A 15414-nucleotide genomic window follows, 5' to 3' on the forward strand; every position below is an offset into this window, starting at 1 on the left:
TCTCCCCTCAGGAGAGAGGGTTAGGGTGAGGGGGGGTGTTTTGTTATTTGCTGTCAGACTTGTATTCGTACTCGTAATAACCGTAATCCTGGTACCCGGTCGCACGACGGAAGATGGAGTTCAGGATGACCCCTTTCACCTCAATGCCGTTCTGCTCGAAGCGGCTCAGGCTGGTTTCCACTTCCTTCAGGGTATTCACCGCATAGCGCGCCACCATCAGCGTGGTACCCGCATGACGGCCAACCACGGCGGCATCGGTCACGGCCAGAATTGGCGGCGTATCGATCAGCACCAGGTCATAGTTTTTGCTCGCCCACTCAATCAGCTGGGTGAAGCGTTCGCTCATCAGCAGTTCAGACGGGTTCGGCGGCACCTGACCACGCGGGATCAGGTCGAATCTCGGAATCGAGGTCGGCTTGGCGCTCTGGCTAATCTCTCCCTGACCCAGCAGGATTTCCGACAGACCGTTCACGTTGTTGGTGCCCAGCAGTTCGTGGGTATAACCCTTACGCATATCGCAGTCGATCAGCAGCACGCGCTTGTTGGTCTGGCTCACCACGGCCGCCAGGTTGGCACAGACAAAGGTCTTACCGATTGACGGGCTGACGCCGGTTAACATCAGGACGTTGTTTTTAGCCTGCATCATGGCGAAGTGCAGACTGGTACGCAGGCTGCGGATCGCTTCAATCGCCAGGTCGGTTGGGTTACCCACGGCCAGCAGCTGGCTCTGTTTGTAACGCTTAACGCCCTTGATGGTCTTGACGCTGTCACGGGATTTTTGCCACTCAGACAGCGGAATGCTGGCATAGACGTTGATACCACTCTCTTCCAGCACCTGCGGGCTTTCGATGCCGCGGTTGAACAGCGAGCGCAGCAGGACGCCAACGATTGAGAGCATCAGGCCAAGAATGATGCTGCCGAGAATAATCAGCGCTTTCTTCGGCTTCAGTACGCCAGGCTGGGTAATGGCCGGGTCGACGATGCGCACGTCGCCCACGGTGCTGGCCTCGGTGATTTTCAGCTCCTGCTGTTTGTTCAGCAGCTGCATGTAAACCTGCTGTCCGGACTCCACGTCGCGGGTCAGACGCACGATCTCCTGCTGCGTTTTCGGCATCGCGGTCACGCGGTCGTTCAGCTTCGCCTTCTCCTCTTCGAGAGTGCGGCGCTTCTCCAGCAGCGTGCGGTAGGCCGGGTGGCGTTTGGTGTAAAGCTTGGAAATCTCTGCCTCTTTGAAGGTCAGCTCGTTGAGCTGCGCATCAATATTCACCATCGAGTCGAGAACCGATTTCGCCTCCAGCGGCAGGTCGACGGAGTCTTTATCCTGACGGTAGGCGTTCAGCTTGTTCTCAGCATCATCCAGACGGGCACGCACTTCCGGGAGCTGTTTAGCGAGGAACGCCAGGCTTTTCGCCGCTTCCGCCGACTTGCGCTCGACGTTCTGCTCAAGGTAGTTGCGGGTAATGCTGTTCAGGATGTCGCGAATTTGATCCTTATCTTCACCGGTAAAGGTCATGCTCAGCACGCCGGTGTCCTTACCGTTTTCGGTGACGGTCAGGTTGTTCTGCAGATTGTTGATCATTCCCAGCGTGGAGAATTTGGTGACGGTGAATTCACCGCCCTCCTGGGCGTGGATCGCGCTAACCATCATGCTAACGCCGTCTTTGTTCAGCATCTGCCCCACTTCGCCGCGTGCGCTAAAGCCCGCATCGCTGGTCAGCTGATACTGTTTCGGGCCCAGCACCGTCAGGGTAAAGGTTTGATCCCCCGCCCCTTTCGGCAGCACAAAGTCAGTGACCTTTACGGTGTCATTGCTGCGCCCCATCAGACGGTCCCAGCCGGCACCGAAGATCGGGAACGTATTTTTGGTGACGGAGATGTCGAGTCCGAGGTCGTGAACCGTTTTACCCAGCACCAGACGCGACTGGATCAGCTGAATTTCAGCGTCGGATGCTGGCGGTTTGTTCGCCAGCGCGGAGCCGATATCCTGCACCAGCGAGTTGCCGGTATTCTGCTCGATCTGCACCAGCGCGTCGGCGCTGTAGATAGGTGTGGCGAACAGTGTATACACGACGGCCGCTGCGGCAAACACGGCAGTAATGCCAAGCACCCACCACTTTGCCTCGATAACCGTGCCGACCAGGCGACCAATATCAATTTCATCACTGCCCGAAGTCGGGGCGGCAGAAGGTCTTGTTTTTTCTGTCATTGTTATCCCTGCTGAGCTTTCAGTGCCTGCGCCCACTGTTGGGCAGACTGGTCAAGTAAGGTGTAAACCGCCTCGAAGGCTTCATGGCTCTTGCGATACGGATCGGGGATTTCGCGTTCGTTGTCCCAGTGACCAAACAGCATCACCTTGCCGCGCATCTCCGGAGCGATATCGCACAGCGCATGAATATGGCGTTTTTCCATTGCCAGAATCAGGTCATACTCCCGGCACATGCGGCCGGTGACCTGGCGGGCGATATGCCCGTCAAGAGAGAGGTTGTGATCGCGGGCCACGCTCGTGGCGCGCTCGTCGGCACCTTTGCCCACCAGCGCGCCCAGCCCTGCGGACTCGACCGTTAACTCGGGCTGGTACTGTTTCAACAGCCGTTCAGCCGTGGGGGAACGGCAAATGTTCCCCACGCATACCACCAGAATTTTGTTAAACATCGCGGATTACCAGGTATGAATGTCGCGCGCCGTATCCGTCATGTAGCGAACGCCACTGATGGTTGGCAGCAACTGGTTGATCAGACGGTTCCAGCGGGCAACCGGCGCGGTGGTGACGTAAACCACATCGTATGGCTGGAGACGGAACTCCGTCGCCATCACCAGAGACGTCGCATCGGACATATCCAGCTGGTAGATGTTGGCAATCTTGCCCTTCGCGCTGCCTTCACCCTTCAGCGGACGGATGACGAAGATACCGGTCGCGTTAGAGGTGGTCAGATCGATACCTTCAGCATTGCCCAGCGCTTCGGTCAGGGTCATGCCGCTGAAGTCCATTTTGAGGGTGCTCTGTTTCTTCACTTCACCCATCACGAAGACTTTCAGATCGTCGTTGCGCGGTACGTAGAGAATATCGCCCGGATAGAGCAGGCGGTTCTGGGTCAGGTCGCCATTTTGCATCAGCGCCTGCAGCGAAATGCGCTGCTCTTTGCCGTTGTGGGTCAGCACCACGTTGCGCCAGTCGGCGCCGTCGGTTAAGCCGCCCGCGGCGTTAATGGCGTCCAGAACGGTGAGCGGAACGTTGGTGATGGCCTGCTGGCCGGATTTGTTCACCTGACCGGAGATATAGGCTTTTTGCGAGCGGAATGCGGCGATATTAACGTCCACCTGCGGGTCGGCGATGTACTGCGCTAAGCGGCCGGTAATATCACTACGGATCTCGGCAAGCGTTTTTCCGGCGACATGTACTTTACCAATGTACGGATAGAACATGGTGCCATCTGACTGTACCCAGTTCCCGGTGTCGCTTGAGCTACGGTACTGGCCCGCTGGCGTGGTCAGTTCAGGGTGGTCCCAGACGGTCACGTTGATCACGTCGCCCGGCCCCACGCGATACTGATAGGAGGCAATTTCCTGGTCCAGAGACATATTCGGCTGGGCAACATTCGGACGTGGACGTAATTGTTCGACCAGACGTGGCGTTAGTGGATAAACATTCACCATTTTGTCGAGATCAAAATCGGCATCCTGTTGCTTGATCACATCCTTACCCATTGTTGACATATTGCTGCCGGGAAAGACCGTGCAACCACTCATCAAGGTCACAGACACCAATAATGGCATCAATTTCATTTTGGATTTCATCATTGATTATTTATCACTTTGGCAGAGTAATTATCCTGTGCAATTTAAATAAGCCTGAGACGTATTGGGTTTCAGCATGCAGTTAATCAAAAAGGAATATAACTGGCATCAGTCCTAAAAAAAGCTTATTCATCTATTGGCTATTGACAGAATAATCGAGGCTGATTCACACGCTTTCAGGCACGCTACCGCCCTTGGCTTTCAGTTACCAATCCACTGACTAAACAATGTGTTATGGATAGACACCCTCTTGAGTAAGGTCTTCTGGAAATATATCAGCCGCTTGAAATACACAACGGATAATGAATGACCATTCCGAAGACCAAAACAATAATAGCAACAACAAGATTTAACATTTGATGCTGGGAGAATTGTTGCAGCTAACCTAATAGCAGGCAAGGAGACAACTGTCCTAATATCTGTTTTTAAGATTAATATTAAGAGCAAAGTTTTGACCTTTTAGGATTTTCTTTATATTGACAAAAAGAGAGTAAAAACCATTATCTGCGATATATCCTAAAAAGCACTCAAAATAATAAAATATACGTATTTTGCTTATTTACACTCATCTGAGACTGCTCTCTTTTTTACGCATCGTATTAAGAGAAATCTCAGCCCGACATTGCATTTTCCCCCAGCTTTATCCATGATCGAAGTGTGACATTCGTCATATAACAGAAGGTATTGCTATTACTATGGAATGGATTGCCGATCCATCAATCTGGGCCGGGCTGGTGACGTTGGTCGTCATCGAATTAGTGCTCGGTATTGATAATCTGGTGTTTATCGCCATCCTCGCTGAAAAACTGCCCCCTTCCCAGCGCGACCGCGCGCGCGTGACGGGTCTGCTGCTGGCGATGGTGATGCGTTTACTGCTGCTGGCCTCTATCTCCTGGATGGTCACGCTCACTCAGCCTCTGTTCTCTGTTCGCGGCCTGAGCTTTAGCGCACGCGACCTGATCATGCTCTTCGGCGGGCTGTTCCTGCTGTTCAAAGCCACGGTGGAGCTTAACGAGCGGCTCGAAGGCAAGGACAGCGAGAACCCGACCCAGCGACGCGGGGCGAGATTCTGGCCGGTGGTGGCGCAAATTGTGGTGCTCGATGCAGTCTTCTCCCTGGATTCGGTGATTACCGCCGTCGGGATGGTGGACCATCTCGCCGTCATGATGGCCGCGGTAATTATCGCCATCACGCTGATGGTGATGGCGAGCAAAGCACTGACCCGCTTTGTGAACAGCCACCCGACAATCGTGATCCTCTGTCTCAGCTTCCTGCTGATGATTGGCTTTAGCCTGGTTGCCGACGGTTTCGGCTTCCACATTCCGAAAGGCTACCTGTACGCCGCCATTGGCTTCTCCGTCATGATTGAAGCGCTCAACCAGCTGGCGATATTTAACCGCCGCCGGTTTCTCTCCGCGAATCAGACCCTGCGCCAGCGCACGGCCGACACCGTGATGCGCCTGTTGAGCGGCAGGAAAGAGGATGCCGAGCTGGACGCCGAATCCTCTGCCCTGCTGGCCGATCACAGCGACGGGCAAATCTTTAACCCGCAGGAGCGGCTGATGATCGAGCGCGTGCTCAACCTGAATCAGCGCACGGTCAGCAGCATCATGACCTCCCGGCATGACATTGAGCATATTGACCTCACGGCACCGGAAGAGCAGATCCGCGCCCTGCTGGATAAAAACCAGCACACCCGGGTGGTGGTCACCGGCGGTGAAGAGGAAGAGGAGCTGCTGGGGGTGGTACACGTGATTGACCTGCTCCAGCAGCAGCTGCACGGCGAGCCGCTCAACCTGCGCGCGCTGGTACGCCAGCCGCTGGTCTTCCCGGAAGCGCTTCCGCTGCTCTCCGCGCTTGAGCAGTTCCGCAACGCGCGCACCCACTTCGCGTTTGTGGTGGATGAATTTGGTTCGGTGGAAGGGCTGGTCACGCTCAGCGACGTAATGGAAACCATCGCCGGTAATCTGCCAAACGAGGTGGATGAGATTGATGCCCGCCACGACATTCAGAAAAACGCTGACGGCTCGTGGACGGCCAACGGCCACATGCCGCTGGAAGACCTTGTGCAGTACGTGCCGCTACCGCTGGATGAAAAACGGGAATACCACACCATTGCCGGTCTGCTGATGGAGTATTTGCAGCGCATCCCGCAGCCGGGAGAAGAGGTTCAGGTGGGCGACTATCTGCTTAAAACCCTGCAGATTGAAAACCATCGCGTGCAGAAAGTGCAGCTTATTCCACTGCGGGATGAGGAAGAGCTGGATTTTGAGGTCTAGGTAAACCAAAACGGCAACCCCGTTGCCGTTTTAGTGTTTGCTCCCTCTCCCGTGGGAGAGGGTCTGGGTGAGGGCATCAGGCCGCACCGCCGTCAAAGCTTATCCAGAAGCTTCTTCACATCCTTGCCGTTCTGGGAATCTTTATTACGATCCGCCCAGCTGTTGAGCCGGCGCTTCGCTTCATCCTGCAGATGCTTACGCAGGATCTGATCTACCTGAAGGCTGTAGTTCAGCGCCTGCCATTTGCCGTATACGCTAAGCGGAACCGGCGTCTCTTTGAGGAAGTCAATCAGCTTGCTTTCGCCCTGCCAGCCGGAAAGCACCCGGACGTTAAAGCGCGTGTCCGCCGTCTCTTTGACCAGATCCAGCGAGCCTTCTCCGGTTAACGACAGCATAGATGAAGTTCCCTGCATCCCGGCCAGCGTCAGCACCCCGTTATCCAGCGTCAGGTCAGTGGTGAAGCTGTCGAGGCGAGTTGCGCTGTCGTAGTTTTCCTGGGCTTTAACATCGCTGCTGCGCTCCACCGCCTGCTGAACCAGCTGCTGGAAGTTGAGCCCTTCCATTCGCGAATCTTTCAGGTCAACATGCGCCTCGCCCTGCCACTCACGGCGGAAGGCGTTGGCATCAATTTTGGTGCCTGAGAAATCGCCCGCCAGCGTCAGCTGACCCGTCAGGGATATCGGATAGTTAAAGGCTTTGAGGATGCTGCCAATCTCAACGTTGTCGAGACGCGGCTGGAATTCAGCGCTGGCAACGTCCTTACGCACGTCCAGCGTACCCGGAAGTGACAGGTGACCCGCCCCCATTTTGCCGCTCAGTTCTGAAATTACCAGCAACCCGTTGTGGTTGAACATCTGGCCGCTTACGTCGGTAAAATCAATACCGCGCCAGCGCACGCTGTTGGCTTTCAGCAGAATATCCGCCGTGAAGCCGCGCAGCACGTTATAGTCAGGCTGTTCAAGGTTGGATGAGATAACCGGACGCGACACCGGTGACTGGCTTTGCCCCGTCTGCACGGCATCGCTGTCCGTTGCGCTTGCCGGCACCGGTGGCAGGATGTTCTCCAGGTTGAGCTTGTCAAACTGCAGGTTTAGCACCCACTTCGGCTTATCGTCGAGCGTGACGCTCGCCTGCCCTTTCAGGCTGCTGTCGTTGGCCTGCAGGTTAAGATTATCAAGCGCCAGCTGTTTTTGCTCTTCGCGCCATACGGCCTGCAGCGTCCCCTGCCCGGCGATCCCCTGGGTCGGGAGATCCGCTCCCGTCAGCTGCCAGCTAAGCTGCTGGATGTCGGCCGTCAGCTGATGCGGGTAGTCCGACGCATTCACGTTTGCATTCAACGAGAGGGACAGATCTCGCTGGTCGCGGTTTATCCGTCCGCTAAATTCCAGCGACGCAAGATGGTGTTCATCCTGTTCCATCTGCAGGTTGATGTTGCGAACGGTGACCTGCTCCTGATCCTCATGCTGGAACACCAGCACGCTATCGGCCACTTTCAGTTTGCCTATATCAAAGGACCAGCCCGTATCGGACGGTTCATCCGGTAAGGTATTCTCGCGCGGCGCAACCGGCGCATTCGCGTCGCGCACGGCTTCGGTCTGCGGGGTAAGCTGAATGACCGCGCCCTTCAGCATCACCTGATTAACCTGCAGCTGATGGGAGAGGAGCGGGATCAGCGCCACATCGAGACGCATGTTGTCCGCAGAGACCAGCGGCTGTGCCGCGCCCGGCGCGGTTAACGACATGCGGCCAGAGAGAATGCTGAGCTGCGGCCAGACGTGCCAGCGCAGCGGCCCGTCAAGCTTCAGTTGGTAACCACTGCGTGCCTCGACCTGCCGCACCATGTAAGCGCGGAAATCATTCGGGTTAACCAGCAGAACCAACGCCGAAAGGCCAGCAACCAGCACTACCAGCAAAATCATCAGCGTTGTCAGAACTCTTCTCATGGCATCCTCAATGGACTAACGATCAGTCTTTATCAATACGGCTGGCAACCGCACCCTGCTGGTCGCGGTATTTTGCGTCCTGGCGGCGGTTATAAGGCCTGTCTGCCGGGCCTGTCAGCGGTTCAAAGCTTAATGCACCGATCATCATTCCGGGGCGCAGCGCCAGCGGCAGTTTACCGGCATTGAAGAACTCCAGCACGATACGGCCGGACCAGCCTGGGTCGATACGGTGCGCGGTCACGTGAACCATCAGCCCCAGGCGGGCCAGAGAAGAACGGCCATCAAGCCAGCCGACGAGATCCGCAGGTAGGGTCACGGATTCATACGTCACCGCCAGCGCCAGTTCACCCGGGTGCAGATAAAAAGCTTCACCTTCGTCAATGATGATTTCATCACTCATGACGCGATCGAGCGCGGCGCTGACTTCATCCTTCGGCCCGCTGAGGTCGATGAACGGCGCGGTATGACCGCTAAAGGTGCGGAATTTATTCCCCAACCGTACATCAACGGTCACCCCATTGATGCGCTCCACGGGGGGACGTGGGGTAATAGACAAGCGGCCTTCATCCAGCCAGGCTTCAATATCACGATCGCAAAGACGCATGGTTCTTTCTCCTTTCATGCATCGTACCCTGAGCCGTTGAACGCTCAGGGTAAAACCAGGTTATCTCTGAACGGTACACAATTCGCGCGGCTTATTCAAAAAACTGGCTGATTTTCGCTTTTAAGATATCAATAGCAATGCGGTTTTTGCCCCCGCGAGGCACGATGATATCGGCGTATTGTTTGGATGGTTCAATAAACTGCAGGAACATCGGACGGACCGTTTTCTGGTATTGCGCCATGACGGAGTCCATCGAACGGCCGCGCTCGTTAACGTCACGCTTGATGCGGCGCATCAGGCAGATATCCAGCGGGGTATCGACAAAGATGGAGAAGTTCATGGATTCACGCAGGCGGGCGTCGGTCAGGAGCAGGATGCCTTCAAGGATAATGACCTTCTTCGGCTCGATGCGGATCGTTTCCTGGGTACGGGTGTGTTCTACGTAACTGTAAACGGGCAGTTCGATCGCCTGGCCGCTCTTAAGCGCTTCTAAATGCTGGAACAGTAAACTGTGATCCATCGCATTCGGGTGGTCGTAGTTGGTTTTTACACGTTCTTCCATCGACAGATGGGATTGATCTTTGTAGTAGCTGTCTTCGGGAATGACGCCGATATGCTCATCACCTACCTGTTCACGCAGTTCGCGATAAAGCGTACTGGCAATTAGACTTTTACCTGAAGCCGATGCGCCGGCGATGCCTATAATGACGCACTGATGAGACTTATCAGTCATAAATTTAGCGACCTGAATAACCTGGATGTTAAGGAAGGACGACGCCGGAGCGTCAAACGCGGCAATTATAGGGATTTCGCGGGCGTGATACCAGTCGAATGCGCAGGTTCTGCGAGACAGGCTGAAAAGTGGCACATTGCTCCCTGAGAGAAATTTTAATGACCGTTTTTTCAGCGTTTAACAGGAATTTTTTAGCGAGTAACTATTTAATAAGTCTATGATGTCAAATTATGAGCAGTCGCCATATGAATTGTAAATTGTTTGTACTAGCATAAACCAAATTATCAAATTCACTCGTGCGCACTTCTCTCCTGACGGCATGGCGTCTCTGGATAAAGCGGTAATGAATAAACAATACCAGCGGGTTTTGGTTACCACCCCACATCCTTTATTACGACTTGTCTGTCTGGGCCTGGTCACCTTTATCTTTACCTTATTTTCGCTGGAGCTTACCCGCTTCGGTACCCTGCTGGCGCCACTCTGGTTTCCTACCGCCATTATGATGGTGGCGTTTTACCGCCATGCAGGAAAAATGTGGCCCGGGATAGCCCTGGCCTGTTCATTTGGCAATATTCTGGCCTCGTGGATGCTGTTCTCCTGGGCGTCGATAACCCCCACCTACACCGCAATAAACGTTATTGAGGCCCTCATCGGTGCCGTGTTGCTGCGCAAGCTGCTTCCGTGGTACAACCCGCTGCAAAATTTAAACGACTGGATCCGCCTGGCAATAGGCAGCGCGCTGGTGCCGCCGCTGGTGGGCGGTATTCTGATGACGCTTCTGATCCCCGGCCCTGAGCCGCTGCGTAATTTCATCGTCTGGGTGCTATCTGAATCCATTGGCGCGCTGGCACTGGTGCCGCTGGGGCTGCTGTTTAAATCCCATTACCTGCTCCGCCACCGTGATCCGAGATTGCTGCTGGAAACCCTGGTTACCATGGCCGTAACGCTGGCCCTCAGTTGGGCATCCATCACCTGGCTGCCGTGGCCCTTTACCTGCGTGATTGTCCTGCTGATGTGGAGCGCCGTGCGCTTGCCGCGGATGGAAGCGTTCATGGTGTTTCTGGTTACCGTGATGGTCGTTTCACTGATGATTGCCCATAACCCTTCGGCGCTGACCACCCAACATGCCGGGCCGATGATGAACGCGCCGTGGCTGCCGTTCCTGATGCTCCTCCTCCCCGCTAACGTGATGACCATGGTGATGTATGCCTTCCGTGCCGAACGCAAACACATCACCGAGAGCGAAGAGCGCTTTCGTAATGCGATGGAGTATTCCGCCATCGGTATGGCGTTAGTCAGCATGGAGGGCCAGTGGCTTCAGGCCAACAAGGCGCTGTGCAATTTCCTCGGTTACAGCCAGACCGAGCTACAGTCGCTCACCTTCCAGCAGCTCACCTGGCCGGAAGATTTGCATACCGACCTGGAACAGCTGGAACAGCTGGTCAACGGCGAGATCAACACCTACACCCTTGAAAAGCGCTATTACACGCGCAACGGAGAGGTCGTCTGGGCGCTTCTGGCCGTCTCCGTCGTGCGCCATGCCGATGGCTCGCCGCTCTATTTCATCGCCCAGATTGAAGACATTAACGATCTGAAGCAGACCGAGTGGGTCAATAAGCGCCTGATGGAGCGCATTACGCTGGCCAACGAAGCGGGCGGCATCGGCATCTGGGAGTGGGATCTGGAGCCAGACATCATCAGCTGGGATAAGCGGATGTTTGAGCTGTATGAAATTCCGCCGCACATCAAGCCCACCTGGCAGCTCTGGCACGAAAGAATATTGCCGGAGGATCGCGCCCATGCGGAGCAGGTGCTGCGGGATTCACTGGTTTCTCGTCTGCCGTTTAAGCTTGAATTCCGTATCCGCGTGAAGGAAGGCGTGCGCCATATACGCTCCCTGGCAAACCGGGTGCTGAATAAAGAGGGTGAAGTCGAACGTTTGCTCGGCATCAATATGGACATGACCGAGGTGAAGGAGCTTAACGAAGCGCTGTTTCAGGAAAAAGAGCGTCTGCACATCACGCTCGACTCCATCGGCGAAGCGGTGCTCTGTACCGATATCGACATGAACGTCACCTTTATGAACCCGGTCGCCGAGAAGATGAGCGGCTGGCTGCAGACCGAGGCCATCGGCCAGCCGATCCTGAAGGTGTTACACATCACCTTTGGGGAACGGGGCCAGCTGATGGAGAATATTCACAGCGGCGATATGTCACGCTCCGATATCGACCAGGATGTAGTGCTGAACTGCCGCACCGGCGGATCGTTTGATATCCATTACAGCATTACGCCACTCAGTACCCTTGATGGGCACAGTATTGGCTCGGTGATCGTTATTCAGGACGTCACCGAGTCGCGCAAAATGCTGCGTCAGCTAAGCTACAGCGCGTCGCACGATGCCCTCACCCACCTGGCAAATCGGGTCAGCTTCGAAAACCATCTCAAACGGCTTCTGCAAACCGTTCGCGAGACGCGTCAGCGTCATGCGCTGGTCTTTATCGATCTGGACCGCTTCAAAGCCGTCAATGATAGCGCAGGCCATGCGGCGGGAGATGCCCTGCTGCGGGAACTCTCTTCCATGATGTTAACCATGCTTCGCTCCAGCGACGTGCTGGCGCGCCTGGGCGGCGACGAGTTTGGGCTGCTGCTGCCGGACTGCAATATTGAGAGCGCGCGCTATATCACCGGGCGTTTGATCCATACCATCAATGACTATCACTTTATGTGGGAAGGTCGCCTGCACCGGATTGGCGCCAGCGCAGGGATCACGCTGATTGATGAGCATAATAACCAGGCGTCAGAAGTGATGTCGCAGGCGGATATTGCCTGTTATGCCTCGAAAAACAGCGGCCGCGGCATCGTGACGGTGTACGAACCGCAGCAGGAGCGGGATCGGAGCGCGCGCAGCATGATGTCGCTGGACGAACAGTGGCATATGATCAAAGACAATCATCTGATGATGATAGCCCGCAGCGTCGCCTCTCCGCGCATACCGGAAAGCTGTAACTTCTGGCTGATTTCGCTACGCCTGTGGACCAGCCAGGGTGAAGTCCAGGAGGAGCACGCCTTCCGTTCTGGTCTGGCGGAGCCCGAACTGCTGCACGCCCTCGACAGACGTATCTTTGGTGAGTTTTTCCGCACCTCTGCCGCACAGGTCGCCCGTAAAGGGATGGGGGTAGCACTGCCGCTTTCTGCCGCCGGTTTAGCCAGCGTAACGCTGGTCGATGAACTCCTCGACCTGCTCGATAACAGCCCCATGCCGGGCCGTCTGCTGCATCTGGTTATCGCGAGCGACGTGGTGTGTAATCCGGATGAGAACCTGCAGCGAGGGCTGCAAAAGCTTCGCCAGGCGGGCTGCCGGGTGATCTTCAGCCAGATAGGGCGCGACATGAACGTCTTCAGCCACCTGAGCCCGAACATGGCCGATTATCTGATGCTCGACGCCGAGGTGGTGAGCAACGTGTATGGCAATCTGATGGATGAGATGATGGTGACCATCGTTCAGGGCCACGCCCAGCGTCTGGGGATGAAAACCATCGCGGGCCCCTGCAACCAGCCCATCATGATGGATACGCTTTCCGGCATCGGCATTGATTTTATCTATGGCGACACCATCGCCGAGCCGCAGCCGCTGGATCTACTGCTCAACACCAGTTATTTCGCCATCAACTGACGGCGTCCAGCCGTCGGTATACCAGATGTGCAGCAGCGCGTAGGAGCGCCACGGCTTCCAGCGCTCGGCGTAACGACGGATCTGCGCGGGAGTCATCCCGGCGAAACGTTGCTTTATCAGATAATCATCCGGCAGGAACACATCTTTCGCCTGCCAGCCTCTCAGGGCCAGATAATTTGCCGTCCAGCGCCCGATGCCCGGCCGCTGCTGTAGCGCCTTCATGCCCGCCTCAACGTCCTCAGGCGGCGTCAGCGGAAACGTCCCGTCAACAACCGACTGCGCCAGATGAATCAGCGCCTCCGCGCGTTTTACCGGCATCCCGAGCGCCTTGAGCGCCAGCGGATCGGCAGCGGCCAGCGCTTGCGGGGAGGGAAAGCAGACATAACCCGGTGCATCCTTCACCGGCTCACCGCACAGGGCGACAACGCGGGAAGCCAGTTTCGCCGCCATCGCCACGCTGACCAACTGCCCGAGAATGGCCCGAACGCCCTGCTCGTACGCATCCATCGCCCCCGGCAGACGCAAGCCGGGGCGGGCAGCGCCGAAATCCCCCAGCGTATCCGCGATGTGCTGCGGGTTACAGGCGAGATCGAACAGGCGCGCGATGCGTTCAAGACACGTCTGCGCAACCGGAACCAACCCCGGGCTGAGCGTCACAATCAGCGTATGGGTAGCGATATCCGGCGTCACGCGAAATATCCCCTGATGGCCGTCGCAGGCAAAGCTGCGCTCGTAGTAGTCGCTCGTGACGGTTTCAATGCCCGTCACCGCACGCGCGCCGAGAAAGCCAAACATCCACTGCCAGTCGTAAGGGGGTTGCCACGTCAGGGTATACATCGCTGCTCCTTTTTTATTTTTATCAGCATAAACGGAAAGACCTTGTTTTGCCTTGCTTTCATATTCCTGTTGTCGCGATGCAGACATTTCGTTAAAGTCTCGCCCCTTCTCACCGGCATGGGGATTAATCGTGTTTATTGGATTTGACTACGGTACGGCAAACTGCTCGGTTGCGATCATGCAAAACGGCCAACCGCAGCTTCTGAAAATGGAAAAAGAGAGCACGCTGCTGCCATCAATGCTCTGCGCGCCGACGCGCGAAGCGGTGAGCGAGTGGCTGTTCCGCCACCATCAGGTTCGGGCTACCGCGGCGGAGACCCAGGCGCTGCTGCGTCGGGCAGTCAGCTTTAACCGCGAGGAAGACATCGACGTTACCCCTTCAAGCGTGCAGTTTGGCCTCTCCTCGCTCGGGCATTACATTGAAGACCCGGAAGAGGTCTACTTCGTTAAATCGCCAAAGTCCTTCCTCGGCGCGAGCGGCCTGAAGCCGCAGCAGGTGGCGATGTTTGAAGATCTGGTCTGCGCCATGATGCTGCATATCCGCAATCAGGCGCAGTCGCAGGTGCCGGATACTATCACCCAGGCGGTGATTGGCCGCCCGATCAACTTCCAGGGGTTGGGCGGTGACGAAGCCAACCAGCAGGCACAGGGGATACTTGAGCGTGCGGCGCACCGGGCGGGATTCCGCGACGTGGTGTTTCAGTACGAGCCGGTTGCGGCGGGGCTGGATTTTGAAGCCACGCTGACGGAAGAGAAGCGCGTGCTGGTCGTCGACATCGGGGGCGGTACAACGGACTGCTCGCTGCTGCTGATGGGACCGCAGTGGCATCACCGTCGTGACCGCGAAAACAGCCTGCTCGGGCACAGCGGCTGCCGCGTAGGCGGCAACGATCTGGATATCGCCCTGGCCTTTAAGAGCCTGATGCCGCTGCTGGGCATGGGCGGGCAAACGGAAAAAGGCATCGCCCTGCCGATCCTGCCGTGGTGGAACGCGATTGCCATCAACGACGTTCCGGCGCAGAGTGATTTTTACAGCACCGCGAACGGGCGCTTCCTCAACGATCTGGTGCGCGACGCGCAGGATGCCGAGAAGGTCGCCCTGCTGTATAAAGTGTGGCGTCAGCGCCTGAGCTACCGCGTGGTGCGAACTGCGGAGGAGTGCAAAATCGCCCTTTCCGACCGTCCTGAACACGCGGTCTCCTTGCCGTTTATCAGCGAGGATCTGGCCACTGCGATTTCACAGGAGGGGCTGGAAACGGCGCTTGCTCAGCCGCTGCAGCGCATTCTGGAGCAGGTCCAGCTGGCGCTGGAGAACGGCAAAGAGAAGCCGGATGTGATCTACCTGACCGGCGGTAGCGCCCGTTCGCCGCTGATCAAGAAAGCGCTGGCGGAACAACTGCCGGGCATTCCGATTGCCGGTGGGGATGACTTTGGCTCCGTTACCGCAGGGCTGGCGCGCTGGGCGCAGGTGATGTTTAGCTAATGCGGTTGTGCCGGGTGGCGGCTTCGCCTTACCCGGCTAAAACGATCGCCACACTCAGACCATTCCT

10 protein-coding genes are annotated in these 15414 nt (G+C 56.5%); 3 read left to right on the top strand and 7 right to left on the bottom strand.

All coding sequences use genetic code 11. The annotated features are described in order from the left end of the window. Positions 1 to 43: 43 nt before the first annotated feature. Genes wzc through IM313_RS21675 form a run of 3 tightly spaced genes read right to left on the bottom strand, consistent with a single transcriptional unit; the run spans position 44 to position 3798 of the window. On the bottom strand, positions 44 to 2206 hold the full coding sequence (gene wzc / locus IM313_RS21665) for a tyrosine-protein kinase Wzc (RefSeq protein WP_041909110.1): 2163 nt from the start codon (positions 2204 to 2206) through the stop codon (positions 44 to 46). 2 nt (positions 2207 to 2208) lie between these two features. Beyond that, positions 2209 to 2652: a low molecular weight protein-tyrosine-phosphatase Wzb gene (gene wzb, locus IM313_RS21670; protein ID WP_045629833.1), complete on the bottom strand. Its 444-nt coding sequence runs from the start codon at positions 2650 to 2652 to the stop codon at positions 2209 to 2211. Positions 2653 to 2658: 6 nt separating this feature from the next. Continuing rightward, entirely contained in the window at positions 2659 to 3798 is a 1140-nt protein-coding gene (locus IM313_RS21675; protein ID WP_014170829.1) for a polysaccharide export protein, read from the bottom strand. Between the two features lie 692 nt (positions 3799 to 4490). Here IM313_RS21675 and IM313_RS21680 point away from each other — a divergent pair. Next, entirely contained in the window at positions 4491 to 6074 is a 1584-nt protein-coding gene (locus IM313_RS21680) for a TerC family protein (protein ID WP_047363153.1), read from the top strand. Between the two features lie 92 nt (positions 6075 to 6166). On the opposite strand, the gene asmA is transcribed toward IM313_RS21680, so the two are convergent. The 3 genes from asmA to udk all read right to left on the bottom strand — a co-directional run bounded on the left by asmA (position 6167) and on the right by udk (position 9354). Continuing rightward, a complete protein-coding gene (gene asmA / locus IM313_RS21685) occupies positions 6167 to 8017 on the bottom strand; it encodes an outer membrane assembly protein AsmA (protein ID WP_047363151.1) in 1851 nt (616 codons plus the stop codon). A gap of 22 nt (positions 8018 to 8039) precedes the next feature. Next, a complete protein-coding gene (gene dcd / locus IM313_RS21690) occupies positions 8040 to 8621 on the bottom strand; it encodes a dCTP deaminase (RefSeq protein ID WP_028013805.1) in 582 nt (193 codons plus the stop codon). A gap of 91 nt (positions 8622 to 8712) precedes the next feature. After that, positions 8713 to 9354 (bottom strand): uridine kinase, encoded by a 642-nt coding sequence (gene udk / locus IM313_RS21695; RefSeq protein ID WP_008500855.1) that lies wholly within the window; start codon positions 9352 to 9354, stop codon positions 8713 to 8715. A gap of 343 nt (positions 9355 to 9697) precedes the next feature. On the opposite strand from udk, the gene IM313_RS21700 reads away from it, so the two are divergent. Next, the gene (locus IM313_RS21700; protein WP_192971308.1) at positions 9698 to 13027 is read left to right on the top strand and encodes a diguanylate cyclase; all 3330 of its coding nucleotides are present in this window, start codon (positions 9698 to 9700) and stop codon (positions 13025 to 13027) included. Here IM313_RS21700 and alkA read toward each other — a convergent pair. Continuing rightward, complete coding sequence (gene alkA, locus IM313_RS21705; RefSeq protein ID WP_192971307.1) at positions 12992 to 13864, bottom strand: DNA-3-methyladenine glycosylase 2; 873 nt, start codon at positions 13862 to 13864, stop codon at positions 12992 to 12994. The two genes, IM313_RS21700 and alkA, sit on opposite strands and share 36 nt — an antisense overlap. Positions 13865 to 13994: 130 nt before the next feature. On the opposite strand from alkA, the gene yegD reads away from it, so the two are divergent. Further along, a complete protein-coding gene (gene yegD, locus IM313_RS21710; protein ID WP_192971306.1) occupies positions 13995 to 15347 on the top strand; it encodes a molecular chaperone in 1353 nt (450 codons plus the stop codon). Positions 15348 to 15414 lie beyond the last annotated feature (67 nt).

Source organism: Enterobacter cloacae complex sp. P2B (assembly GCF_014895985.1).
GTDB lineage: Bacteria > Pseudomonadota > Gammaproteobacteria > Enterobacterales > Enterobacteriaceae > Enterobacter > Enterobacter bugandensis.

Excerpts from the sequence above, each read along its gene's own strand:
- wzc (WP_041909110.1), bottom strand. The coding sequence starts at position 2,206 with ATGACAGAAAAAACAAGACCTTCTGCCGCCCCGACTTCGGGCAGTGAT.
- IM313_RS21675 (WP_014170829.1), bottom strand. The coding sequence starts at position 3,798 with ATGATGAAATCCAAAATGAAATTGATGCCATTATTGGTGTCTGTGACC.
- dcd (WP_028013805.1), bottom strand. The coding sequence starts at position 8,621 with ATGCGTCTTTGCGATCGTGATATTGAAGCCTGGCTGGATGAAGGCCGC.
- IM313_RS21680 (WP_047363153.1), top strand. The coding sequence starts at position 4,491 with ATGGAATGGATTGCCGATCCATCAATCTGGGCCGGGCTGGTGACGTTG.
- wzb (WP_045629833.1), bottom strand. The coding sequence starts at position 2,652 with ATGTTTAACAAAATTCTGGTGGTATGCGTGGGGAACATTTGCCGTTCC.
- alkA (WP_192971307.1), bottom strand. The coding sequence starts at position 13,864 with ATGTATACCCTGACGTGGCAACCCCCTTACGACTGGCAGTGGATGTTT.
- asmA (WP_047363151.1), bottom strand. The coding sequence starts at position 8,017 with ATGAGAAGAGTTCTGACAACGCTGATGATTTTGCTGGTAGTGCTGGTT.
- udk (WP_008500855.1), bottom strand. The coding sequence starts at position 9,354 with ATGACTGATAAGTCTCATCAGTGCGTCATTATAGGCATCGCCGGCGCA.
- IM313_RS21700 (WP_192971308.1), top strand. The coding sequence starts at position 9,698 with ATGAATAAACAATACCAGCGGGTTTTGGTTACCACCCCACATCCTTTA.